The 24,745-nt window shown below is 45.1% G+C and carries 27 protein-coding genes and 2 tRNA genes; 17 read left to right on the top strand and 12 right to left on the bottom strand.

Annotated features, from left to right (window positions below; translation table 11 throughout):
- Window positions 1-248 precede the first annotated feature (248 nt).
- The gene (locus AC07KQ_RS05835) at window positions 249-1,007 is read left to right on the top strand and encodes a flavodoxin family protein (RefSeq protein WP_003564934.1); all 759 of its coding nucleotides are present in this window, start codon (window positions 249-251) and stop codon (window positions 1,005-1,007) included.
- A gap of 403 nt (window positions 1,008-1,410) precedes the next feature.
- Here AC07KQ_RS05835 and AC07KQ_RS05830 read toward each other — a convergent pair whose 3' ends face one another.
- From AC07KQ_RS05830 to AC07KQ_RS05815, 4 genes are all read right to left on the bottom strand, one after another.
- A complete protein-coding gene (locus AC07KQ_RS05830; RefSeq protein ID WP_480156627.1) occupies window positions 1,411-3,297 on the bottom strand; it encodes an ABC transporter ATP-binding protein in 1,887 nt (628 codons plus the stop codon).
- Window positions 3,297-5,027 (bottom strand): ABC transporter ATP-binding protein, encoded by a 1,731-nt coding sequence (locus AC07KQ_RS05825; RefSeq protein ID WP_003569941.1) that lies wholly within the window; start codon window positions 5,025-5,027, stop codon window positions 3,297-3,299. Before AC07KQ_RS05825 ends, AC07KQ_RS05830 begins: the two co-directional genes overlap by 1 nt.
- Window positions 5,028-5,083: 56 nt before the next feature.
- Window positions 5,084-5,734 carry a TetR/AcrR family transcriptional regulator gene (locus tag AC07KQ_RS05820; RefSeq protein ID WP_003569939.1) on the bottom strand — a complete coding sequence of 217 codons (651 nt, stop codon included), beginning with the start codon at window positions 5,732-5,734 and terminating at the stop codon, window positions 5,084-5,086.
- Window positions 5,735-5,917: 183 nt separating this feature from the next.
- Window positions 5,918-6,640 carry a histidine phosphatase family protein gene (locus AC07KQ_RS05815; protein WP_013245665.1) on the bottom strand — a complete coding sequence of 241 codons (723 nt, stop codon included), beginning with the start codon at window positions 6,638-6,640 and terminating at the stop codon, window positions 5,918-5,920.
- Between the two features lie 150 nt (window positions 6,641-6,790).
- Here AC07KQ_RS05815 and AC07KQ_RS05810 point away from each other — a divergent pair, with 150 nt between their 5' ends.
- Window positions 6,791-7,126, top strand: coding sequence for a hypothetical protein (locus tag AC07KQ_RS05810; protein ID WP_003569937.1), 336 nt, complete (start codon window positions 6,791-6,793; stop codon window positions 7,124-7,126).
- The gene (locus tag AC07KQ_RS05805) at window positions 7,119-7,304 is read left to right on the top strand and encodes a hypothetical protein (protein ID WP_003564917.1); all 186 of its coding nucleotides are present in this window, start codon (window positions 7,119-7,121) and stop codon (window positions 7,302-7,304) included. The genes AC07KQ_RS05810 and AC07KQ_RS05805 overlap by 8 nt, the downstream gene beginning before the upstream one ends.
- 83 nt (window positions 7,305-7,387) lie before the next feature.
- Here the strand turns inward: AC07KQ_RS05805 and AC07KQ_RS05800 are convergent.
- A tRNA-Gln gene (locus tag AC07KQ_RS05800) sits at window positions 7,388-7,458 on the bottom strand.
- 126 nt (window positions 7,459-7,584) lie between these two features.
- On the opposite strand from AC07KQ_RS05800, the gene AC07KQ_RS05795 reads away from it, so the two are divergent.
- From AC07KQ_RS05795 to AC07KQ_RS05785, 3 genes are all read left to right on the top strand, one after another.
- A complete protein-coding gene (locus tag AC07KQ_RS05795; RefSeq protein WP_003564915.1) occupies window positions 7,585-9,015 on the top strand; it encodes a C69 family dipeptidase in 1,431 nt (476 codons plus the stop codon).
- A gap of 119 nt (window positions 9,016-9,134) precedes the next feature.
- Window positions 9,135-9,737, top strand: a complete 603-nt coding sequence (locus AC07KQ_RS05790) for a TMEM175 family protein (RefSeq protein WP_003569935.1) — start codon at window positions 9,135-9,137, stop codon at window positions 9,735-9,737.
- A 204-nt stretch (window positions 9,738-9,941) separates the two neighbouring features.
- Window positions 9,942-11,135 carry an MDR family MFS transporter gene (locus tag AC07KQ_RS05785; RefSeq protein ID WP_003578695.1) on the top strand — a complete coding sequence of 398 codons (1,194 nt, stop codon included), beginning with the start codon at window positions 9,942-9,944 and terminating at the stop codon, window positions 11,133-11,135.
- Between the two features lie 182 nt (window positions 11,136-11,317).
- Here the strand turns inward: AC07KQ_RS05785 and AC07KQ_RS05780 are convergent, their stop codons facing one another.
- On the bottom strand, window positions 11,318-11,464 hold the full coding sequence (locus tag AC07KQ_RS05780; protein ID WP_003564909.1) for a hypothetical protein: 147 nt from the start codon (window positions 11,462-11,464) through the stop codon (window positions 11,318-11,320).
- 200 nt (window positions 11,465-11,664) lie between these two features.
- Here AC07KQ_RS05780 and AC07KQ_RS05775 point away from each other — a divergent pair, with 200 nt between their 5' ends.
- Both AC07KQ_RS05775 and AC07KQ_RS05770 read left to right on the top strand, forming a co-directional pair.
- Window positions 11,665-12,147 (top strand): TspO/MBR family protein, encoded by a 483-nt coding sequence (locus AC07KQ_RS05775; protein ID WP_016386755.1) that lies wholly within the window; start codon window positions 11,665-11,667, stop codon window positions 12,145-12,147.
- Window positions 12,148-12,337: 190 nt separating this feature from the next.
- Window positions 12,338-12,511, top strand: a complete 174-nt coding sequence (locus AC07KQ_RS05770) for a hypothetical protein (RefSeq protein WP_003574640.1) — start codon at window positions 12,338-12,340, stop codon at window positions 12,509-12,511.
- Window positions 12,512-12,818: 307 nt separating this feature from the next.
- On the opposite strand, the gene AC07KQ_RS05765 is transcribed toward AC07KQ_RS05770, so the two are convergent.
- From AC07KQ_RS05765 to AC07KQ_RS05755, 3 genes are all read right to left on the bottom strand, one after another.
- Window positions 12,819-12,890: transfer RNA gene (locus tag AC07KQ_RS05765), tRNA-Glu, on the bottom strand.
- A 152-nt stretch (window positions 12,891-13,042) separates the two neighbouring features.
- Window positions 13,043-13,510 (bottom strand): nucleoside deaminase, encoded by a 468-nt coding sequence (locus AC07KQ_RS05760; protein WP_013245663.1) that lies wholly within the window; start codon window positions 13,508-13,510, stop codon window positions 13,043-13,045.
- A gap of 112 nt (window positions 13,511-13,622) precedes the next feature.
- Window positions 13,623-14,540 carry a Gfo/Idh/MocA family protein gene (locus AC07KQ_RS05755; RefSeq protein WP_480156626.1) on the bottom strand — a complete coding sequence of 306 codons (918 nt, stop codon included), beginning with the start codon at window positions 14,538-14,540 and terminating at the stop codon, window positions 13,623-13,625.
- Window positions 14,541-14,926: 386 nt separating this feature from the next.
- Between AC07KQ_RS05755 and AC07KQ_RS05750 the strand changes: the two genes are divergently transcribed.
- From AC07KQ_RS05750 to AC07KQ_RS05710, 9 genes are all read left to right on the top strand, one after another.
- Window positions 14,927-16,090, top strand: coding sequence for a glycosyltransferase (locus AC07KQ_RS05750; protein WP_003574634.1), 1,164 nt, complete (start codon window positions 14,927-14,929; stop codon window positions 16,088-16,090).
- Between the two features lie 135 nt (window positions 16,091-16,225).
- Window positions 16,226-16,972 (top strand): sunset domain-containing protein, encoded by a 747-nt coding sequence (locus AC07KQ_RS05745; RefSeq protein WP_013245661.1) that lies wholly within the window; start codon window positions 16,226-16,228, stop codon window positions 16,970-16,972.
- On the top strand, window positions 16,969-17,820 hold the full coding sequence (locus AC07KQ_RS05740) for a DNA/RNA non-specific endonuclease (protein WP_013245660.1): 852 nt from the start codon (window positions 16,969-16,971) through the stop codon (window positions 17,818-17,820). The genes AC07KQ_RS05745 and AC07KQ_RS05740 overlap by 4 nt, the downstream gene beginning before the upstream one ends.
- A gap of 80 nt (window positions 17,821-17,900) precedes the next feature.
- Window positions 17,901-18,431 carry a hypothetical protein gene (locus tag AC07KQ_RS05735; RefSeq protein WP_013245659.1) on the top strand — a complete coding sequence of 177 codons (531 nt, stop codon included), beginning with the start codon at window positions 17,901-17,903 and terminating at the stop codon, window positions 18,429-18,431.
- 182 nt (window positions 18,432-18,613) lie between these two features.
- Window positions 18,614-18,901, top strand: coding sequence for a putative quinol monooxygenase (locus AC07KQ_RS05730; RefSeq protein WP_013245658.1), 288 nt, complete (start codon window positions 18,614-18,616; stop codon window positions 18,899-18,901).
- Between the two features lie 264 nt (window positions 18,902-19,165).
- Window positions 19,166-19,309 (top strand): hypothetical protein, encoded by a 144-nt coding sequence (locus AC07KQ_RS05725; protein WP_158423317.1) that lies wholly within the window; start codon window positions 19,166-19,168, stop codon window positions 19,307-19,309.
- A gap of 252 nt (window positions 19,310-19,561) precedes the next feature.
- Complete coding sequence (locus AC07KQ_RS05720; protein WP_032791034.1) at window positions 19,562-19,801, top strand: hypothetical protein; 240 nt, start codon at window positions 19,562-19,564, stop codon at window positions 19,799-19,801.
- 211 nt (window positions 19,802-20,012) lie between these two features.
- Window positions 20,013-20,450 (top strand): DUF6978 family protein, encoded by a 438-nt coding sequence (locus AC07KQ_RS05715; protein WP_016384445.1) that lies wholly within the window; start codon window positions 20,013-20,015, stop codon window positions 20,448-20,450.
- A 21-nt stretch (window positions 20,451-20,471) separates the two neighbouring features.
- The gene (locus tag AC07KQ_RS05710; RefSeq protein WP_013245655.1) at window positions 20,472-21,263 is read left to right on the top strand and encodes a DUF1829 domain-containing protein; all 792 of its coding nucleotides are present in this window, start codon (window positions 20,472-20,474) and stop codon (window positions 21,261-21,263) included.
- 233 nt (window positions 21,264-21,496) lie between these two features.
- On the opposite strand, the gene AC07KQ_RS05705 is transcribed toward AC07KQ_RS05710, so the two are convergent.
- From AC07KQ_RS05705 to AC07KQ_RS05695, 3 genes are all read right to left on the bottom strand, one after another.
- On the bottom strand, window positions 21,497-22,837 hold the full coding sequence (locus AC07KQ_RS05705; protein ID WP_003566494.1) for a glucose-6-phosphate isomerase: 1,341 nt from the start codon (window positions 22,835-22,837) through the stop codon (window positions 21,497-21,499).
- A 213-nt stretch (window positions 22,838-23,050) separates the two neighbouring features.
- Window positions 23,051-23,908: a GRP family sugar transporter gene (locus tag AC07KQ_RS05700; RefSeq protein ID WP_003566496.1), complete on the bottom strand. Its 858-nt coding sequence runs from the start codon at window positions 23,906-23,908 to the stop codon at window positions 23,051-23,053.
- Between the two features lie 171 nt (window positions 23,909-24,079).
- Window positions 24,080-24,685, bottom strand: coding sequence for a VanZ family protein (locus tag AC07KQ_RS05695; RefSeq protein WP_480156625.1), 606 nt, complete (start codon window positions 24,683-24,685; stop codon window positions 24,080-24,082).
- Window positions 24,686-24,745 lie beyond the last annotated feature (60 nt).

Raw genomic sequence — 24,745 nt, 5'->3', positions numbered from 1 at the left:
CTTCTTGAACACGCAAACAGCGTTAATCTCCCGCTGTTTACATAACTGAGAACAGCATAATGATTCGGTTCAATTTTTGCCAACAAAACGCTTGATTTGGTGATTCAATTCGCAAATCAACTCAAAAAGTACTGGCCATCGCGAAAGTCGGCTTCTTCAACAAAACTAAGTTGCGAAATTCACAAATGTTTTTTAGAGTTAAGTGTGATGTCATGTAAAAACATGACATAGAAAGGCGCAAGTATTTGATGAAAATTTTGGGAATATACGGTGGTCAGGATGCTAATGGCCTCACCGCCAGCTTAGTCAAAGAAGTGCTGGCCGGCGTTGCAGCGCCCGCCACAACTGAGTTTGTCGATTTGAATCAATATCAAATTCATCCTGACAAACCTGAGACCACAAATCCAACGCTGGATAAATTCGAAGCCAAATTAAAAGCTGCTGATGTTTGGGTATTAGGTACACCAACCTATTTTGGCACTGTCGCTGGTCAATTTAAGCAACTGCTGGACTGTATGCGCCATCGCATGACGCGAATGACTCATAAAGGTGACACCTTGCCTGGGCAATTCAAGGACAAGCATTATGTCAGTGTCACCAGTTGTTTTGCCACCGGCTTGGACAATACGTTCACGCACCAAACCGATGCGACCTTGGTTGCGATTGATAAAGCCATGGCAGCAGCAGGTGTCCATAAAATAACCGAACTGGTTTTACCGCATACTTGGGGGATGGCCTCACTGCCACTGGCAAAGGTCAATCAAGCCCACCAACTCGGCGAAAAATTAGGCACATTTAAGAAAAAGGATGATGAAACCGTGAAACGATACTTCTTATTATTCGGTATGATTGCTGTGATGGCGCTGGCGACGATGGGCATTCAGTTACTTTTACCTGGCATCGCCACCAACTTCTGGTGGCGCTATGTCAGCTTCGTGGTAATCTTCTTTGTTCTGTTAGCCTGCCTACTGCACTACGCCACCTTCATGCGCCACAAGCGGCGCTGAAAAGTTAAGATGTTTCAACGTTCACCATTGCCAAACAAAAGACGACTGATTTTCAATTGCGGAAAATCAGTCGTCTTTGTTTTTCATAGATAGTCAGGAAAAATTTAAAAATCCTAGTGCCAAGGCGGAGCAATCGTAGGCCAGATGGGGCTCAGCCGTGGAAACAACACAGCGACGGTCCTTGGAGCTGATGTTGTTAGGCGACTTTGAGATCGCGCTTTTTGCGAGCTCAAAACGCCGTCACTGCTCTAGCTACGCGTCGCCACCCCATCTGGCCGGAGATTGCGGCGTTTGGCACGGCAAGGAACTTTTAGCCTAGCACCCGCCTACGATTATTCGGAATTTAACGAATCACAAGTCCTACAAGGGAATCATTGCTCACGCTCGTCCCTACAAATCAGCCCTAAATAGCAACATTACCGCTAAATTGACTGTTATACAGATCAGCGTAGAAGCCATTTTTGGCCATGAGTTCATCATGGTTGCCGGTTTCAACAATCGAACCATGATCCATCACGATGATGTTGTCAGCGTCGCGAATCGTGGAAAGTCGATGTGCAACAACAAAACTGGTTCGATTCGTCAACAGTCGGTTCATGGCATGCTGAATATGAATTTCAGTTCGGGTATCAACTGAACTGGTTGCTTCATCAAGAATCAGAATCTCAGGATCGGCGACAAACGCACGCGCAATCGTCAGCAATTGCCGTTGCCCTTGAGAAATATTTGAAGCCTCTTCATTCAGAATCGTGTTATAGCCATCTGGCAACTGCCGGACAAAGTTATCAACATGCGCCGCCTTGGCAGCCGCAAGCACTTCATCGTCTGTCGCATCTTCTCGACCATACTTCAAATTATCCCAAATGGTACCGGTAAACAGCCACGTATCCTGAAGCACCATAGCAAAATGCGAGCGAACTGCCTCTCGCTTCATATCACGCGTGTCTGTCCCGTTCAAGCGAATCGAACCGCCACTGATGTCGTAGAAACGTTCCAACAAGTTGATGATCGTGGTTTTGCCGGCCCCAGTTGGTCCAACAATGGCCACCATTTGCCCTGGTTTCACTTGCAAATTGTAATCCTTCAACAGCAGCATATCCGGTGTATACCCAAATTGTACGTGATCCATCACTAATTTGTTCGGATCATTTGCGACTGCTGGCACACCAGACGGCTCGTCTTGCATGTCCTGTTCGTCCAGAACAGCAAAGATTCGTTCGGCACTGGCAATCGTTGACTGAATCGTGTTAGCCAAGTTGGCCAATTGTGAAATCGGCTGAGAGAACTGTTGCATGTATTGCAGGAAAGCTTGCACATTCCCCAGTGTAATGGCACCGTTGGCAACTTCGATACCACCCATGATTGCTACAAAAACATAACCGATGTTGTTCAGGAAGATCATGAGCGGCATGATGATCCCAGAAACAAACTGGGCCTTCCAAGCAGCATTATAAAAGGCTTGGTTCTGACCTTCAAAATCGCGGACTTCATCGTCTTCACGATTGAAACTCTTGATGATGACTTGGCCGCCATAAGTCTCTTCAACTTGGTTATTCAGCAACCCTAAGGCTTTCTGCTGAGCAGCGAAGAACCTTTGTGACTTAGGCGCAACGATCCCGACCACAATCAGGCCAAGCGGAATCGTCACCAAAGCAATCAGCGTGAGTTTCCAAGAGATCGTCAACATCATCCAGATCGTCCCGACAAACATCACAGCACTTGTCACCATTTGTGTCAGACTCTGCTGCAAAGTTGAGGCGATATTGTCCATATCATTAATCGCCCGCGACATGATATCACCGTTGCTGTGCGTGTCGTAATACTTAATCGGCACAGTTTTCATCTTGTACTTCAAATCTTTTCGCAGTTGATAAACCGTGTTCTGCGAAATTCGGGTCATAATGAACTGCTGCAGGAAACTGAACAGCGCACTGCCCAAATACAAGACTAGGACGATTAAGATAATTTGTTTGATCTTGTCAAAATCAACTGGATAAGTGCCAACTGACATGCCAGCTTTTTGTTCAGCTTGCCCCTTCATGACGCCTTTAAAAATTTCGGTTGTGGCTTCCCCTAAAATTTTCGGTGTGCGAATCTGAAAGACGGTTGAGGCAATCGCCAAAACCAGTACGGCAATGATCCCAATCAGCCGATTGCGCATGTAACCAAACAAACGCGCCGTCGTGCCCCAGAAATTCTTCGGCTTTTCAACGAGACCGGCACGGCCGCCTGGACCCATCCGAGGGCCGCACGGCTGCTTCGTGGTTTCAGACTTTTTTTGATCTGCCATTATTGCTCGTCTCCTTCCCGAATCTGTGACTTGATAATCTCCTGATAAGTCGTGTTGGTGGCCTTCAACTCAGCATGTGTCCCCTTGCCGACCATCTTACCTTCATCCAACACGACAATCGTGTCCGCATCGGCGACAGTTGATACTCGCTGACCAACAATGACAACGACTTTTGTCTGGATTTTAGCATCGGCCTTTAAAGCGGCGCGCAAATTAGCATCGGTTTTAAAGTCTAGCGCAGAGAATGAATCATCAAAAACATAAACAGATGCATCCTTGACCAAAGCACGCGCAATGGCTAACCGTTGACGTTGCCCGCCAGAGAAATTACCGCCGCCTTGTTCAACTTGATAGTCCAGGCCTTCTGGATTGGCCGCGATGAAATCTTTAGCTTGGGCAATTTCAAGGGCATGCCAGATTTGATCATCGGTTGCCTCATCATTCCCATATTTCATGTTATCGCGCACCGTTCCGGTGAAAAGATTGGCTTTCTGCGGTACGAAAGCCACAGCTTCATGCAGCTTCTTCAAATCAACGGCTTTTACGTCCTCGCCGTCAACTCGAACATGCCCTTTTTCTGCATCGTAGAACCGAGGAATCAGATTGACCATCGTCGTTTTCCCACTCCCGGTTCCGCCAATAATCGCCAGCGTCTCACCACCAGTGACCTGCACATCAATATCACTCAAGGCTGGCTCTTCCGCATGGTGATAACGGAATTGGACGTGATCAAACTGCAGTGCAGGATGGGTAGTGTCTAACGACTTTGGTGAGGTTGGCGTCGTAATCCGACTATGTTGGTCCAAAACTTCATTCAAACGAACCGCAGAAGCCTGCGCCCGCGGAATGAACACAAAGATCATAGAAAGCATCATGAAACTCATTAAAATCTGCATTGCATACGTCATGAACGCAATCAGATTCCCAGTTTCAAGTGCTTGTTGCGCGATCAAATGGCCGCCCCACCAAGTAATGCCAATGTTCGTGCCACTCATAATCAACGTCATCACTGGGAAAACCGCAGCGATGATTGAAAAGACTTTCACGGCATTGTGCGTGTAATCTTGGTTAACCGTTTCAAACCGATTTTGTTCAAAATCATCTTGACGAAAGGCACGAATGACCCGAACGCCAGTCAAACCTTCCCGGAAAACTAAGTTAATGTTATCGGTCTTCTTCTGCATAGCCTTAAACAACGGCACAGCAAAATACATAATAATCAATAGGAAAAAGGCTAATAATGGCAGACTAATCAAGAAAACCATGGTCAGGGTATGACTCTTTTGATAAGCCAAAAAGCTTGCCCCGATGAGCATGATTGGTGCCATGATCATCATTCGCAAGATCATCATCCAAACGTTTTGAATTTGGGTGACGTCGTTCGTTGTCCGGGTGATCAAAGAGCTTGTGCCGACCTTGTCCATCTCATCATGAGAATAGTTAATGACCTTGCGATAGACGTCGGAACGTAATTTTTGTCCCAGTTTTTGCGATGTCTGCGACGCAAGAAAAACATTTCCCACGCTCGCAAGAATACTGAGCAAGGCAAACAGGATCATTTTCATCCCGGTTGCCCAAATGTAATCAATATCGCCTTTGGCAACCCCGTTGTTAACAATATCGGCTGTCAAGTTTGGTAAGTACAGGTTGCTCATCACCTGAACGATCATGAACAGGACGGCGCCGATGACGGCCCAGCCAGACATGCGTTTTTTTGCAAGCTTAAGCATAATTTCCTCCTAACACGTGCATTAGATCGCAATTGCGGTCGACCGTCTTGCACAATTTAATGACGTTCCCCTTCACTGGCAACGCCGTACTGCAACCAGTCCAGAATTTGATTGGTGCGTTGCTTCAACTCAGCAACGGTCACCTCTTTACCTTTAGTCTGGCGTGAATAAAAATAGCCGATTGTCTGCATGAACATCCCGACAATCTGACGAATGAGCAAACTGACATCATCGTCGCTTTTGATTCGTAACTGACGACGATCAATATTTGCCAGCAAATACTGATGAATCTCATGATGCCCACGGGGCCGCTCAGCTAAAGGTGATCCGGCCATTTTTGAGGCACTGTGGAAATCCATATGCAAAAAGACATTGCGATAAAGTGCTGCATGCGGACCTTGAACCAGCGCATCAATCGTCAGCCCAAAAAATTCTGACATAGCGGCAAAAAGATCCCCGTGATGTTTGGCCATCACCTGTTGCAAAGCAGCAACTGCGCGATGCCGCACTTGTTCCAATAAATAAAAATAAAGATCGGCTTTGTCATCAAAATATTGATAATAACTACCGCGCGGAATCCCTGCATCCTTTATAATATGACTAATACTAGCATCATTAAATGGTGCGCGGGCAAACTCTTTATTAGCGGCATCCATTAGACGTTTTTGCTTTGCTTCCGGTAACCGAAAAAACGTTGGTTTCGGCATGACGGCCTCCTTTCACGGATATGACAATTTGTCATGTGACAAGCTGTCATTATAGTCGCGGTTGTTTTAAAATGCAATCAAAAAACGACAAATTCAGTCGAAGGTCTGAGGTTGTCGTTTTAACAAAATTCTTATTATTGGGACATGACTGGTTGCTGTTAAATAACCATTCAGTCCAAGAAATCACTTTGGCGACTGATCCGAGGCAGCATCGGGTGCCGTCGACGTTGCTGAGCCGCGAAGTGCCAAAATGTCGCGTTCACGCGTTAAATTAACGCCGCGCACCTGCCACTGCTTCTCTGTGATGTCAACCCGCGTCACACTGGTATTCTTCAACAGCATAAACGGCAAGTCCTCTGGCGCCAGCTGATAAATCAACGCACTCAGTAACATACCGTGCGAAACAACTAGAATGTCACTGTTGTCCGGGCTTTGGGCGATCACTTGGGTAAAAGCCTGGTGGGCACGAGCAATCAAATCTGGTAAGTCCTCTGCCTGATGGGTCGGATCTGCTTCTCGAATTGACCGCACGAGTCCAGCAAAACGCTCCGACCCGCGCCAAGCCCGAAAAGCGGCAGCCACCCCAAATTGACGAATCGTGCGGGTGATGACGGCGTTACCAGAATCACCTTCTAAGCCGCCAAAATAATATTCACGTAAGGCGGACAATTGAATCAATGGCGGTTGCGGCTGATGACCAGCAATAATCCGATAAGCGGTTTCAATTGTCCTGCCGCGATCACTGGTAAAGACTTTTGCAAAAGGCACTGGCCGTAGCAACTCGCCTAATCGGTCGGCAGCGGCGCGTCCCTTAGCCGTCAACGCCGCATCTGTGATGCCTTGCAATTGTCGAGCCGCATTCATAGGCGTTTCGCCATGTCTAACCAAATATAGCCTTATCGTCATGTCTATCACTCCTTCAGTCCGTGCACCTATGCCATCTCATCATCATTGTCGCATCGTGACTGTCCACTGCGCATTCTCGCTTAACGCACACACTTCTCCTTTCCATGGTATCATGAAACCCGTAAGCATTTCTGAATGGAGGCCTTTTTTGTGATCAACGCAGCCATCATGATACTGGCATATGCCCATGCCCATCCGCAAAGTTATCAGGTTCGCACGGTACCTTATCAAAATGTCGCCAGTATTCTTTTAGACGACCGTGTGTTGTTTCCTGAACAATCACTCTTTTTCCCACCAAATCGGTTACGGGTTATCCGTTTGCCAGAACATTTTGCATTCAATAATCCTGAGTTAGGTGCATGGTTATTAAGCCTGCTGCCTGAATTGAGTGAAGACGCTGAGCAGGCTTCAACTAATAATATGTGGTTAACCACGAGCCACCTGACCAAGGCACGGCGCCTGCTAATTGAGGTGTCATTTGAATAATGCTGTCAAAGCCGTCTTCACCCGTGGCCTGCGCGCGGTGCTGATGGCTTTCTTCCTTTTCATCGCACGCGCTTTTTTAACTTGGCCATGGCTGTCCTTCATCATCGGCGCTTTTCTGCTTTATGGTTGTCTTTGTTTTGGCTACGCTGCCTTTTTAGCTTGGACCCAGCGCTCATAACCGGGATTAAAATGATTTAGACGAAAAAAAAGATGCTGTGAACAAACAAGTATGTCTGTTCACAGCATCTTTTAATATCGCGCTTGGGTAGATAGGGATCGAACCTATGATTATGGATTCAGAGTCCACTGCGTTACCACTTCGCTACTACCCAATAACTTAACAACGAGTAATATCTTAAAAAATTTTTGCGCACTTGTCAACGTCTTTTTTTATGAAGGTGCAAAATACCTGATTCTGGCGTAAACTATTACCAATACTTAAGAAGTGAGGCGCAAGAATGAAAATTGAATCTGCATGCACCTCGATTCTGGTCGGTAAGAAGGCCAGCATCGATGGTTCAACGATGATCGCACGTAACGACGACACCTTCAGTCCCCTAACACCACAACGTTTCTATATGCACGCGGGCTGGAAAGGCGAGAAATCGCTGCACGTTAAATCACCTTTGAACGGTTTCGAAGCAGACTTGCCGGAGAACGGCTATCGCTATAATGCTGTCCCAAATGTTGAGAACGATAAACTCGGTGATTACGAGGAAAGCGGGATCAACGAACGCAATGTCGCGATGTCAGCCACCGAAAGTACTTACGGCAATGAACGGGCGTTGGGGTTTGATCCGTTGGTTAAAGATGGGCTTGATGAAGACTTGATCGTCAACATGGTGCTGCCATTCATCGAATCTGCTCGTCATGGGGTTGAGTATCTGGGTCAACTCATCAAGCAATACGGCTCTCCTGCTGGCAACTCGGTGTTGTTTTCCGACAAAGATAATGTCTGGTATATGGAAATCGTGACTGGCCATCATTGGGTTGCACAGCGCATTCCTGATGATGCCTACGCGATTGCTGCTAATCAGGTTGCTATCCAGCAAGTTGACTTTGATGATACCGACAATTTCGTCTGGAGTGAAGGTATTCAAGAATTCGTCGATGCGCATCACCTGAACACCGACAAAGAAGGTTGGAACTTCCGCCACATTTTCGGCACGATGAATGAAAAGGATCGTCACTACAACACGCCGCGTGTGTGGTATGGTCACAAAATTCTGAATCCAGAAATCGAAGCTGATCCCGAATCAGCCGAATTGCCATTCATCATGCATACCGATCACCTGATCAACCGTGAAGACATTGCCCAAATCCTCGGCAGCCATTACAACGAGACACCATTTGATCCTTATGGTCATGGTAGTGATGCCGATCGTTTCCGTTACCGGCCAATCGGCTTGAACCGTACGCAAAATTCACACATTTTGCAGCTACGCCGTGATGTCAATGAAGGACTTGCTGCCATTATGTGGCTAGCGATTGGCATGCCGACTTTCAGCCCGTATGTACCGTTTTATTGCAACGCCAACGATACCGATCCAAGCTACTCTAAAACGCCGAAAACATTCGATATCGATGCCGATTCAGCTTACTGGCTGCATCGCCTCTTGGATGTGTTAGTCGAAGCGCATTACACCCAGTTTATTCAAGCAGATCGCGATTATTTAACTGCCCTGAATCGCGACTATCGTGAAATGATCCAAGCCACCGACGACGGTGCCAAGGATCTTGGGGATAAAGAGTTGACGCAGTATTTAACTGAAGCCAATTACAAGTTAGTTGATCACACCAAGCAAGCTACTAAAGCTTTGATTAACAACTATGTCATGGAAAGTTTAAAACTGTCGAAGTTAACGTTTAATATGGATAAAAATCTTTAAGTTATAAGTGAATGACATCAAGCGGTCCGAATCTTGCGGCCGCTTTTTTGCTGACAACTTCTTACAACCGATCCGGCATACCTCACCCAAATGGCAATCAAAAGGAGGCAATGATCGCTATGTCAAAATCTCGTATCGAAGCGTTTAGCGATGGCGTGTTTGCCATTTTAATCACTATTTTGGTGCTTGAATTTCATCCCGTTGCTGGCCGACCAGGGACGCTGTTGCACCAAGTAACCGGACAAATGCCATTATTAATCACTTACCTCACCTCTTATTTTTACGTCGGTACCTTGTGGCTTTTCCACCACGACTACTTTACTCATGTTAAGAGAACCACCACGGCGCTGAATATTTTGAATCTCATCCTGTTATTCACCGCAACGTTAATCAACTACAGCATGTCACTGGTTGCAATGGCGTTACGAACCTTGAATCATGCTGACATGCAGGTAGCGTTTATTGTCTACGACATTGTCGCTCTCTTAATTTCGCTTTCTTATTGGTTGATTTATCATTATCTAAGCACCCATCCACAACTCACCGATCATGGCATCACCAGTCCTACACAACGTATCGATCCGTTAATCAGTGGCTTAATTTATGGTAGTTCCATTTTGGTCAGTTGGCTGAACGTTTGGATCGCTGGCGTCTTGCTACTACTTGGTATCGTCTTCCATTTCATCGCTTATTTACGCATGCGCCTGCCTGCTATGCATTAAGGTTTTGGGACATGTTGCCAAGTCCCTATTCTTTTCCTTTTCTGACTCACAAAATGTGTCTGCGTTTATTTTCAATCATGAAAGCATCCCCCAAAATAGGTTTGACCGCCCGATCACACTTGACGTAACATGGCATTATTGTCTTAAACACAGGCAGCAAGCGGCTCCGTGCCTTGCAATTATTTTAAAAAGGGGGCGTTACCCTTGGTGCGCGAAATTCAGTTACGCTGGTTACTGACAGGTGCCTTACTTAGTAGCATTGGCATGAGTTTCATCTGGCCTTTAACCAGCATTTATTTGCATAATCGCCTAGACATTTCGCTAACTGTCATCGGTGTCGTTTTACTGCTAAATTCGCTTGGGAGCGTCGTCGGCAGTATCATTGGCGGACGTCTGTACGACCAAGGCGACCCCTACCGCCTTGCTTTGTTTGGTGTTGGGCTCACCGGCTTGGTCTTGATCGGTTTGACCTTGTGGCACGGCTGGCCAGCCTACAGCATTTGGCTGACCTTACTGGGCATTGGCTCAGGGTGGAACATTACGATGGTGAATTCACTCGGCACAAGCATCCGATCAAAAGACGGCCGCTATGTCTTCACGATGCTCTACTTTGCGCAAAATGTCGGTGTTGTGGTTGGCACTGCGTTGGTTGGGTTTGTTTATGATATCAGCATTACCCTACTTTTTTTGATTGCGGTTGTGTTATATGGCATTTTCTTTGGGATCGTCCTAATCAAATTCCGACCGGCGGCAAAAACAGCGCAACCGACACGAAAAGAGACGACGACCGAAACACCAAAGCCGAGTTTGCCTAGTGCAAACAAGCTGATGTTGACCACTTTCTTTTTTGCCTTGCTCATCTTTTGGCTCATGTATCAACAATGGTCATCCAATTTGTCCGTCTACATGACTGGACTAGGCATTCCGTTACGCAATTACAGTTTCCTGTGGACCTTGAATGCCGCTTTAATCGTCGTCATTCAACTCTTTTTAAACTGGTTCAACGAACACGTCAACGGCATTCAGATTATCTATCAAATTCTTTTTGGTCTCGTGATGGTTGCCATCTCATTTCTCATTCTGATCACCGCGCACACATATGCGCTTTTCATGATCGCAATGATTGCTTTGACAACTGGCGAAGCGACCGCATCCCCTGCTATTCCTGCACTCGTTAACGATCTGACTCCGCGTGAAATCAAAGGCCGCTACCAAGGTTTCGTCAATTCTTGGGGTTCCGTTGGTCGCGCACTCGGGCCATTATTCGGCGGGCTAATCATCGACTGGCTCAGCTATCGCAGTTTGTTCATCATTGCCGCAGTCGGTGTGTTTGCGCTAGTCGCTGTGCTTATCGTTGTTTGGATCCGAACTCGGCGGCGATTGGTGCGATATCAGTAATCCGAATCGAACTACTTGGAAACGCAGGCTTAAATCCATTTATCGAAAAGCTACGGCGTTGTCTGACGAATTGAATTGGGAATGCACTAGAAGATGCCTTACCACGAACCTTTTAGGAAAATAAGCGCCACTAAAAAATCAGGTCGTGGGTTCTCGCAAGTGCGAAAGTCCACGACCTGATTTTATGCAGCTTTGTTGTCTGTTGAATCCTTCAAGTTCTTAATAGCCTCTTCAACCGTCCGACCAGTTCCAAAATGGTTCTGGTCATGTGCGTCAATTGCTACAAACAACTGGTTTTTAGTATCTAATTGTAATCGATATTGCATCATGATGATCGCCTCGCTTAATCAAACTTCTGGCCTGCCAAAGCCTTCAAGCAGGCTCTACCTTTATCATAGAACTTATGTCAAGGCAGTTTCTGGATCAGTAACAGCCTTTGACAATCAATGATTGACGCACCTTATCAAATGCGTGATATTAACACAATTAATAATGAGCATGCTAAACTCAAAAAAGGAGGTAATTGCTTATGCAAACAAAAAGAAATATCAACTGGTTTCATCTCATTTTGAGCATCGTCGTTGTTGAACTTATTGGGTCCCTTTCCGGTCTACTCGCAGGTAATATCAAGGGCATCTATACATCCTTAAAGCTGCCGCCACTTTCACCACCAGCCGCTGTCTTTGGACCAGTATGGATCATCCTCTACTTATTAATTGGCGTTGCTGGTTACTTAGTCATCAAAGACACGACATCGCGTACCCAAAAAACCATCAATCTCAGTCTTTTTGGCAGTCAACTGCTTCTCAACTTCATTTGGAGCATCGTGTTTTTCGGCGGCAATAGCTATTGGCTCGGACTGATCATCATTATAGTGCTTGATTTGGTTGTCCTTGCCTGCATAGTTGCCTTTCGCAATGTGAACAAACTGGCAGCCTACCTGTTTGTGCCATACTTTGTTTGGATTTTATTCGCTACCTATTTGACGTTAGGAGTAGCGATGATGAATTAGTGGCTTGCCGGCCAATATTTTTAAATAACTACGCAACCAAGATACTAAAAGAAGCTAGCCACGAGGGTTAGCTTCTACACCAGTCTTCCAGACCGTGTCGAGGTCATCGGGGTACCCTCCCGATGGCCTCTTTTCAATATTTATAATGTATCAACAGTGACTTTTTTGTCAACTTTAAGGTTAAATTTGTGTGATCTACGCTGGTTACTCTGACTGGTATATTGCGAAGCGTCTTGGTTACAGCAGTTTAAAGGAACTTCACCGCATGTACGGCCATGTCTTCACGCAAATGCAGGCCGAAGCTGACACCAAGTTGCGGGTGTCAATCGGTCAAGAGTATCTTGGAAAAAAAGGGACAAAGTAGTAAAAATGCCTTCAAAAGACTGAAAACATCATCGGTCGCCACATTCCGTGCTGGACGCTGGATTCAGCGATCATTAGGGGACTTCTAAAAACTCAATGCATTTATCACCGCCCAAAACCCTTGAGGCACAATAGTTTCCACGTTTCAGGGGGGATTTGCCTTTTTCCACGAATACTTGTTCGTGAAAGTCCCCGATCAATGCCCCCTAAGTTATCCCTTTTAGTCCTTTCTCCCCAAAACAAAAACCCCCGAAACACCATTCTAAAGGCATTTCGAGGATTTCATTTGTTCTTATTTGTTCTATTTCTCACCCGTACGGGATTCGAACCCGTGTTTCCGCGCTGAGAACGCGGCGTCTTAACCCCTTGACCAACGGGCAATGAGTGGCGCTTAATATCGTACCTAAATTATTCTACAGGAAAGTGCGAAAATGTCAAATACATTTTGACAGCACTTGGTGACAACTGATGCGGGTTTTCGCTTTTTCCTGTCAGTCATTTTGGCTAATGATAGATGATGCCACTCGTGTTGCTAATAAAGTTTCTTTTGAGCCGATTGATAGTCTTTGAATGCCCCGATCGTCAACTCGCGATCATGTTGGTTCAGAGCAAGCATGTCGCCTTTCAAGCCGGCATTGATGAAATCATAGATAGCGGCATCGCGAAAGCCAATTGCCGCAGCATCGTCTGCTGTGTTGCCATAGTATACCTGCTTAATGTTGGCCCAGATAATGGCGCTGAGACACATGGGACATGGCATGGCAGATGTGTAGAGTTCACAGCCGGTTAAGTCATGTGTGCCAAGTGCCTGGCCAGCTTTTCGAATCGCCGTGATCTCGCCATGGGCGGTTGGGTCGTGATCGACCAGCACTTGATTATGCGCGCGGCTGACAACTTTACCATCTTTGATGATCACACAACCAAACGGACCGCCATCGCTACCATTGACGTTTGCCTTGGCTTCTTCATTGGCCATTGCCATAAATTCTTTTCGATACATAAGCGATTCCCTCCAAAAAGACAGTACTCACCACGCCAAAAATTCACTAGCGAGCATTTTCTTGATGGCATCCGAATGATTAGATGCCTTATATCCCAAAATCCACGACAACTTAAGCCTTGATCTGATTAACCAAATCCGCAACAACTGCGTGCGCCAATTGACTAGTAGCTGGTGATACCGGGTTTTTCCCTTCTGGATCCGCCACAGCCTGAACAAAGGCCTGAACCATTGGCTGAAAACCGCGCGTTGTTAACATCGGCTGCCAATCAGGCGCGAATGTCTGCGTTGCCCCGCCACGTCCGTAAACGACGAGTTGATCAAGATTCTGCACACGCTGAACGCCACTTGGAGCCGCAACCTGAGCTTCTTCAAGATTGGTACCTGCTTGTAAGTCAATCCCGGCTTCACCGCGGATGCCCGGTGCGGTGAAAATCACACTAGCTTGCTGCAGTTTACCATCATCGCCGGTATGCAATGAATATCGGGTATTTGGTTTTTCTGGATAGCCTGCCAACATTAAGGCCGTATCTACCGGATGAATAAAGAGATCCCACAGTGCATGTTCTGGATCGTCAGGGGCATCAATCCGATTTTTGTCAACGCGAACGCCTGTTTTATCATCGACTTCAGCCAAGTCCTGAATTATGGGCGCAAATCGTCGATTGAATCCAACCGTTAGCAGCACGTGCTGGGTATCGGCTAAATCATATAATTCATTGATTTGGCCCATATCTGTGGCAAGTGGTTTATCAACAAAAACGTTGACGCCTTTTTCCAGAAAATGTTTCACATACTGATAATGGGTTTCCGTTGGCGTGTGGATCATGATGGCATCGAGCGGTTGCGCATCCAAATCCTCTAAAGTCGTGCCCGCAATCGCAAGTCCGTCTTGTGTTGCCAATTGTTGCAATTTATCGTCGTTGCGGGTGCTCAGTACCCAGTGCACTTGATTCTGCATTTGTGTGTAAACTGGCAGATATGCTTTCTGCGCAATCGTACCAAGTCCCATGACACCAATCGTTAACATCGTTTCACCTGTTCTTTCATGACAAAATAATTTACTTTCACACTAGCACAGGCCCCTGTCAGGGTAAAGATAAGCATTCGTAATGATCCGCCTGCCTAGCCAAATGCCACTATTATTAACACAGTATACCACTGGTCCTGTCCTTCTATTTTACGCCTCTCCGTTCTTAACGACCATTCAGCGACAACTTGAAAACTTTCAAAAAGAAGTTTACGGTTATTATGTAAACTAAAATAAAGTAGCCGTTTTTGTACGCTGCTTGAGCCTACACGGATCGTCACATCAAACGCGAGATGACAATTAGTCCGCTCTTCTTTTTTCTACTCAAATTTAAGCAACGCCTAAAGCGACACAAAGTACCATTAATCATACAAGGAGGACTCGTTGTGAAACCTGCAAAAACTAAGTTTAGTGATGCCCCTGATGGCAGTATTCATCAATATGATCAGATTTTGAAATATTTTAATGATCAACCAGCCGATCAAACGAAACCGCGTGGTAATCGGATCACATTTGTCACAACCGGCATTATCGGTTTTGATGGCGGTCAAACAACGATGCTGCATCTAGGTACGCTGCTGGCCAACGCCGGTTACGATGTCTACTATTTAAGCTATGTCCCACAAAGCCAAGACGAAATGATTCAGAATGCTGAATTTAATTATCCCGGTTACAAAGGAACCTGTCTGCCAATGGGCGAACTTGAGTCCCATCGTTCCGATATTTGGGTCGCCACGTTATGGGAATCCGTTTATGTGATCAAGAACAAACCGGGGTACAAAATGTATTTTGTTCAAGATTACGAACCGTATTTCTATCCATATGGCGATCGCTATCAGATGGCGCGACGAACTTACAGTCTAGGTCTGCACATGGTATCGCTTGGTCCATGGTGTGCCCACATGATCACCATGCATTGCAAGGTTCACAGTCCTATTGATGTGATTAACTTTCCTGTCGATGTCGCACGGTATCCATTCAAGGAACGCGACATGGGACCTTATCAACAAAAGAAGCAAATCAAGCTTGCTGTCTATACCAAGTGGAGCAGCCCGCGGCGCGCACCCATCAACATTCAGATTGTCCTCGAAAATTGCCGCCAGTTACTGCGCGCCAAAGGAATCGATCTCAAAATTCAATACTTCGGTACCGGCCGCAGCAAACGATTCATCAATGGTGAAAACCTTGGTAAGCTGACTCCCCCGGAATTAAATCGACTTTACCAAAGTGCTGATTTCGGGATCGCGCCATCTATGACCAATTTTTCGCTTGTCCCTTATGAAATGATGAGCACTGGCCTGCCACTCATTGATTTTAAGGAAGGCACAGGAAGCTACTTCTTAAAAGACGGGACCTATTTTGCCAGTCATCTTGATGAACGAGATCTGGCCAAAACGCTTGCAAATGCTTGTGCCAACCCTGACACGATCAGCAACCAAGTCCAAAATGGTCAAGCCTTTCTTAAAACGATCGGCTGGGACCGGACTGAAAAAGACATGCTGGCAATCATTGCAAACTTGTATGCTAATGTCGATGTGGTCAAATCCTAAAAAAACTGACTGTGAAGCTAGCTCGGCGCTTGTCGCCGGGCTTTTTTTCTGGGAAAATAAGCTTTGGAATAATCGACAAAAATCTTATTATGTTTAAACAACTAATGTCGATATTAAAACTTTGGAGGGAATAACATGTCAACACTGGGAAGTATTTTTGTGCTGCTCGGGCTAGTGGGATTCATATGGGGTATTGTCAGATTGATTCGGCAACGCAAACATCCGCTCACCAAGCGCTTAAACTTGATCATACTCGTTGGTGGGCTTGTCTTATTGATCGCTGGCGGACCACTGGTAGATACGAAAGCCGCATCGGGATCACCACAGCAAACATCGTCAACCAGCAAAACCAAGGCGCTATCTGCCAAACAGCAGCGCCAACTCAAGAGCGAAAAAGCTCGTGGGAAAGTTTTACTGGCAGCGAAAGCCAAGAAGACATCTGAATTAAAAGCACTTCGCAAACAAGAGGCCAGCTTAGAATCGGAAGCAAGTTCGCAAGTTGCTGCTTCCAGCGAAGCTGAGGCTTCATCGTCTAGAGCGGCATCTGAGGCAGCTTCCAAAGAAGCATCAGCGAGCCAAGTTGCCGCGTCTGAGCAAGCCGCCGCGGCCTCATCGCAAGCAGTTGCAGCAGCACAGGCAGCCAAACAAGCTGAAGAGGCTCAAAAGTCAGCCGCTAAGGAACAGACAGCACAAACACAGCAGGCCACGACTAATGAAGGTGACATGAATACGGCTGAACAAGGCACCATCATCGGAAACAGCCGTAGCAAAATTTACCATGTGCCTGGTCAAGCTGGCTATCACATGAATTCAGCCAACGCGGTTTACTTCAATTCCGAAGCTGATGCACAAGCAGCTGGTTATCGAAAGGCCTTACGATGAGAAAAAATAAATTACTTCAACTTTTCATGCCGCTGGCCGTTGTTGGTCTTCTTCTCGGCGGTTGCAGTACAACTAATAGTCGTTCAGTAAAGTCAGCTGGCGATCCAGTTGCCAGCCAAACCAAGGCTAACAAAAAGACGCAGTCAGCTATCAGCAGCCTTGATTCAGAACTGACGGAAAAACGCAAAGAGATCACCGATCTCAAAGCCAAGTTAGCGAAAACACAACCTGCTGCAAGTGAATCATCAACAAGTGCTGCTGCCACGACAGCGTCCGATCTTGCCAATCTTGACTACACTGGCCAACAAGAAATCATTGTCAACAAAAATAATCCTGCATTTAGTGATGCTGATCTATCTACTGCCAATGGTGCTTGGGCAACTTATTCTGATCTCGATGGTCAAAATCGCGTGACAGATGCAAATGCGCTTTTAAATAAATCACTCATGCCAACAGCCAAGCGTGAACCACTCACATGGAACCCAACTGGCTGGCACAACAAGAAAACCGCGCATGGTTGGCTGTACAATCGCAGCCATCTTATTGGTTATCAATTAACCGGCGAAAACAACAACCCCAAGAACCTTATGACCGGCACGCAAACCCTTAATACGCCACTCATGCTGGCTCATGAGATGGATATCGCTTATTACCTCAAACAAAGTACCAGCCATTATGTCCGCTACGAAGTCAAACCAATTTTCCGTGGCAATGAATTAGTGGCTCGTGGTGTTCAGATGCGTGCGCAAAGTATTGGTGACAATCAAGTCTATTTTAATGTTTACATTTTTAATATTGAACCTGGTTATACAATCAACTATGCTGATGGGACAAGCACTAAGAATTAAAATCTATCAGCGTCACTTAAAGCCGTTAGACGTCATAACAGTCGAAGCGGCTTTTTTGATTCAGTTTTTGGAGGTCCCTCATGACAAATCAAATCTTTTTTGACGGTATCCTGCTTCTTTTAACAATCGGTGCCATCACAGAAATAACTGGTGTCGTTAAAGTCATAAAAGCAAAACGTCCGACAAAAGGTGCCAATTCTTATCAAGTTGTCATGTTATCGGCAAAAATGTTGAAAACATTTCCTGAAGAAATGAAACGGGCCCAAAAAGTCGCTTTGCTGCTTCGCCTTAACTTATTCAGTCTGAGTGCCTGCATCGGTTTCCTGATTGCTGGCATCTACCAACTTAATGTCTACGCTGACCCAACCGTTTGTCGCGTAAGCGCTTGGCTAACGGTAATTGTCACCATCACTTTGATTTATCTAAGCTGTCAGTCATACACAATCTCACGTCACATGATGGAGAAGTATTTCGAAATATCACCGTCGAGCAAAGAAGACATCCGCCCCTTCTCACTTGAACAAGGTCACCGCAGTTTTATCGGTAGGATCACGGCCCTATTTGGCTTGTTAATCATGGAGGCAGCATTTGTGCTGATGGTGATTTTTTAGACTTAAACACATCATTGACACCACCCATGTACGCTGCTTTTTAAAATTGATACAATCTGAATCACTCCGTATAATAGGCACCAAGTACTGATGCAAAAAGAAGCTAGCCATGGATCGAAAACGTTTCTTGGCGACCCAGCTTCCATCATCATATGACATACACAAAAAATGGAGGATTTAAAATGAAAATCATTAATGTCAAACTTGTCGTCAAACCAGATCGTGATGCAGCATATCGGCAATTCATCGCCGCTTTAGTCCAAGGTTCACGTGCGGAACAAGGGAACCTTAGCTACGATCACTATCAAAGTCTCACCACTCCGAATGAATATGAAATCATCGAACATTGGCGAGATGCTGAAGCCGTTGAAAGTCATAATGGGACGGCGCATTTTCAAAAATTTTTGGCTGGAATCAACGATTATCTGACAATTTCCCCAGAGATTATTCGGATGGATGCTGACGTCTGACTTTGCTGTTTTCAAATACCTAGGCGATGCACTTTTGGATTTATATTGCACTCATCAGCCCACCTAACCCTTGTCGCTTGCTCCTTAATAAAAGAATATGCGATGACATCTGTGTTCACAGGTTCAGTTCGGGTTCTTTCAGAATCTATTTTTAAATAGCTGATTTTGTCATTGCAATTAACTCGCTTAGTTTGCCAAGCAGCATTTGTTGCTACGAAACTGTCAATACACAAACATCGGGACAACAAATACAGGAGGAAGCCGATGGAGGATTCATTATTAACGCAAGATCAAGCAGATAGGCTAACGAAGTCCATCAAGCACTTCAAAGAGAAGTACATTCCAGTCTTACACGAAAATAATCGTGGTAAAATTAGGGTAAGAAATACCGAATTTATTTGTGATTGAAAATCACCCTATACAATTTATGGATGTTAAAACTAAACTAACCTTGTATTTCTCAACCGAAACAACACAGCCAATATTTTCTACGATGACGTTAAAACTTACTTTAAGAGCCATCGTGACCAATACAGTTTTATTGGTTCGATCTTCGCACCATGTTAATCATTCGCCAAATATCACTTTGAGTATCTGTTTACACCCAAACCAAATGATTTCAGACTGACAAAACTGGCTACAAGTTTAAGTAGAAATACAATGAACGTTATCATTGGTATATGGAGCGACGCGCAACAGTTCCGAGACGACAATTATGGCAGCCATGCAACCATTAATATCCTTGTTGACGGCCTTACTGAAAAAAGCCAACTATATGTTGGCGACCTTAAACAACATGGAATAGCGGTATGGAACTTCAGAGACAAGGCTTCTCTTGAAACACATTTAGCGATGATCACAGCAAAGCACGAATACCTTCAAACAAACTCATCAGCTTGAGCGTATTTCTGTCCAAACTTTTACTGATAATTCTCAAGTGTTTAGCCTATATATTTCATTTAAGTGAGTCTAATTAGTGGAAGTGGATGATAGTGTTCTCGAGGATTTCATCCATTTCTTTAAGAAATCAGACCTAACCGTCAGTTTATGTACTACAGTGACTACAACTAAAAAGATAGTATTCTGGGAAAAACTAAAAGGAGGTGAGAAGATGAGTTTAGATCAACTGACTGACCCTGATGTTATTAATCTTATAAATACATTCAAACAATTCATTAAAGATCCTATCAAACTACCTCCACTCGTTGGTTCAACGAAGGACGATGCCTATGTCGAAGATTCGGTGAATGGCATTCGCTATGTTATGCACTATTATCGAGGAAATATAGAGAACAAATACAGTATTCATCTACGTTTCACGGATAACAATATCCATCTGGTTCGATTGTGTATTAATGGGGGACGGCATTATAATGCAGATGGAACCTTTGCAGATGGAAATCATATTCACCTCTACCATTTTATTAAAGGTTTGGGCGAAGTGGAAGCACATGTTTATCCGCTAACCAGTACCCCATTTGGGGACCCTCAGAGCTTAATTGAAGATTTAGAAAAATTTATTGCGTACGTACATGTCAAGAACAACTGAAGATTAAGGAGATGGTGACCCATGCTAAATGCAACCGAGCTTAACAACCGATACCTTGAATGGGTCAAAGAACAAACCTCCATGAAACAACTCCATAAAGGAACCGTTCGCATTGATAGCCCATTTACCGATCCATTTAATGATGGACTGGTTATGTACGTATCTGAAATTCCAAATTCTTCTCAAATTATCCTCACTGACGATGGTTGGAGTAACGACAATTTAGAGAGCCAGGGAGTTTTTATTGATCGTTCGCCTCAAAGAAGAAAATTACTCCTAGATCATCTAGCTTCTTTCGGAGTGAATTGGCGTGAGGCAAGACTTGAGATATCTGGACCGAGTGAAGACTTTGGCCGACTAAAAACAAATTTGTTGCAAGCTATGATTTTTGTAAATGACATGTTTGTACTTGCACCTAGACCAACTCAAAACTTTTTCTTTGAAGATGTTGCTGTTTTCTTTCAGTCAAACAATATCCGAGTTTTAAAGAATGCCGCGTTCATGGGGCAGTCAGGTTTAACACATAATTTCGAATTTTCGATCCCTGGTGCAGAAAACGTTCCGAGAAAACTAATCAAGCTGCTTTCGTCTGCCAACAATTCGATTTTTGCAAAAGCCATTTTTACTGATATTTATGAAACCAAACAGCAACAAGTTGAGCCAACAAAATTTTTTGTCATTTTGAATGATCGAAACCGTAAAAATCAACCTAAACCTGTTAACAAAGACATCCTTGAATTGTTCAACCAAGCTGGAGCTACGCCGGTGCCATATACTAAACGCGAGGAATATGTTGCGACATTCTCCGAATAACCAGTAAAAGTCCTTTTGTAAGCTTTTATTTTTGTTGCAAAACGAACTCCCTTTTCAGTTTAAATATTCAAAACCCCCAAAAACCATCGGCAATTCGAAAAAGCCTTAACAAATGAGCACACAAAAAGAGCTCCAGAATCTGTGGATAAGTCCGAAATCTTCACCACGGACTTTTCCAACATGATTCTGGAGCTCTCATTTTTTCCTATCCAAACGACCTCAAACCCACGCTATTAAAGCCGTGCGTTCAATTCCTTGGTCATATCCTCATAACCCGGACGGCCGAGCAATGCGAACATGTTCTTCTTGTAGGCTTCAACACCTGGCTGGTTGAATGGGTTGATCCCGTTCAGGTAGCCGGAGATTGAAACGGCAGCTTCGAAGAAATAGATCAGATAGCCTAAGGTGTAAGCATCCTGCTTTGGAATGGAGACGGTCATAACTGGCACGCCGCCATCGGTGTGGGCGAGAACAACCCCTTCATAGGCCTTGCGGTTAACGAAGGACATCTTCTTGCCAGCCAAGTAGCCGAGGCCGTCAAGGTTGTTAGCATCTTCAGGAATGGTTAGGTCGCGGTTTGGTTCTTCAACCCAGACAACGGTTTCCATCAGGTTGCGCAGACCTTCCTGAATGTATTGGCCAAGACTGTGCAGGTCAGTACTGAAGTTGGCACTTGAAGGATAGATCCCCTTCTGGTCCTTACCTTCAGATTCACCCATCAATTGCTTCCACCATTCGCCAAGGTATTGCAACGTTGGTTCGTAGTTTTCCAGCAATTCAGTGGTATAGCCTTTGCGATACAAAATGTTCCGCAATGCGGCGTACTGATAAGCTTCGTTTTCCTTCAAATCAGCTGAAGCGTATGCCTTACGACCATCACCGAGACCACGCATCATTTCGTCAATGTCACCGCCTGCAACAGCGATTGGCAACAGACCAACAGCGGACATCACAGAGAACCGACCGCCGACATCATCAGGAACAACGAATTCTTCGTAGCCTTCTGCGTCTGCTTCTTGCTTCAAGGCACCCTTGGCACGATCAGTTGTCGCATAAATCCGTTCCTTTGCGCCATCTTTGCCATACTTTTCGATCAACTTTGCCTTCAGAACACGGAATGCAATTGAAGGTTCAGTCGTGGTACCAGACTTACTGATCACGTTGATCGAGAAGTCACGGTCGCCAATAATGTCAAGCAAGTCCGCCAGATAAGTACCAGAGATGGAGTTACCAGCAAAATAAACTTCTGGGAACTTCAGATCAGGGTCAAGGTTACGGAAAGTCTGGGAAAGAAAATCAACCGCCATCCGTGCGCCTAAATAAGAACCGCCAATCCCAATCGCAACAAAGACTTGAGAATTGCCTTGAACTTTCTTGGCTGCTGCCTTGATCCGGGCAAATTCGTCCTTGTCATAGTTGACTGGCAAATCGATAAAGCCGCGGAAATCCTTACCAGCACCTGTTCCTTCACGCAATTCCTTGTCAGCTGCAGTCACTAACGGCTGCATCTGTTCAAGTTCATTGGCATGAACGAACTTGTCCAGCTTAGATGAATCAAATTTGATGTACGACATCGTGTGCTTCCTCCTCTAAATACATAAGTAACTGTCAAAAGTCGATATGAGAGTGGTTTCATAAAAAACGTCAATTCAATTATTAATTCGAAATAACTCATCAAGTAAACTTTTAAATTCAGTTACCCATGCTTTGTTCAAATTCACACTCTAACAAGTTAACTTTAAAATTGAATTTGTAAAAAAGCAAGCAATCGAGCAACTTCTCATCGATTACTTTGCTTTCATGATGCCAAGGACGACACCACCGAGAATCACCAGTGCCGACCCGCAGCTAACCCAGATCATTTCCTTGCGTGTTTTATGCTCGCCAAGCAGATAAATCGAGCCGAAAGTCGAGATGACAATTCCCATCTGTGACAATGAATAAGAAACCGCTAAACCAACATTGGCCATCGATAACAACATGAACACATTCCCTGTTCCCCAAAGCAGGCCTGTCAAAATATTTTTGGCAGTTGCCTTAGCAAACGGTTGATGGCCAATGCCCATTAATAACGCACCAATAATCATGCCAATGGATTGCGGCATCACAACGGCCAAAGCGCCAAGATGCCCAGCGTTGACAATAATCGTGTAGCCCGCATACCCAACTGTCGATATCAATAAGGTTCGCAGCCCCTTTGCAACGCCACTTTGTGTTGTGAAGTCGTCTGTTTGTTCGCGTCTTGATGTCAACGTTGCGCCCACAATCAGCAATACCAGCGCAAGAATGCCCAAGGTCACATCACGACCATTACGCCATTCGTGGAACAACAGCGCACCGGCCAGTGTTGTCGCAACAAGCTGCATCCCTGTCGAAATGGGCATCGTCATTGAGACACCCATATATTTCATGGACTGAAACTGTTGGCCTTGTCCTAATGCCCAGAAAAGCCCAGAGACAATCCCAAGTAACCAAATTTTAGTATCTAAGACCGGACGCATGACAATCAACGTGCCGATCCCGAAAACCAGCGCGCCAAACGTCATCCCCAAAGTTTGCTGATAAGCATTGCCACCTAGTTTGCCACTGACCAAGCCAATGGAGCCCCATGCAATTGCTGGAATCAGCGCAAGTAAAAATCCCATTACGCGCCTCTTTCTATTTTAATGATTGATTTAAAAAAATTGAACACAAAAAAATATTCTAGCGGTTTTCCCACGGCAAGACAAGCACAACCTGATCTAAAGCATTTCCAAGAGACAGCTCACCTTCATGATACACAGAAAACTCATGATGAATACTAAAACGACTCATGCTTATTTACGATGATGAAACAAGCGATATAGGCTATAGCCGAAAATCGCACCGATCACATTGAAAATAACATCATCAATGTCCGCTACCCCACTGATTAGCAGAAATTGTAAGGTTTCAATACTTAACGACGTCAGCAAGCCAAATATAACCGTGCCCGCGAGACGCCGTCGATGTTTGCTCACCCAGGGAATACCAAAGCCAAGCGGCATAAACCAAGCAATATTCCCTAGTGATTGATACCAGAGATCGAAGTGACTGGCAGCATGTTGTAATTTAAGCGTTTCAACAAGTGGTCGGATATTAATCACAGATAATGTCCGATTCCAATGAAAGTGCAGTTGCCACGGATAATACACATCGCGAAAAACTGTCAAAGCAAATAAGAGCATTAAATAACCGACAAAAATGCCTAGTTTCAATTCCCGCCCAAAAGTGGTTCTCCGCTTCGTCACCAACAGCCAAAGGCAGCGCAATGCTGCAAAGATCAATAGGTATAGAATAGTTTTGTCCAAACTAAAAACAATCAATCGAACCAAAGGAAAATGGTTGACGCGACTGAGCGAGGTTGTGTTAATCCAGTTGTAAAATGGCCCCAAAAACAGCATTGTGCTACCTCCAGTTGTCATTGTAGCAAAGTGACTGAAGGATACCCACAATGTGTTACA

The organism is Lacticaseibacillus sp. YLM2-1, from assembly GCF_056583465.1.
Note: the sequence above shows the minus strand (reverse complement) of the source record. Positions and strands in the feature narration are given on the sequence as shown.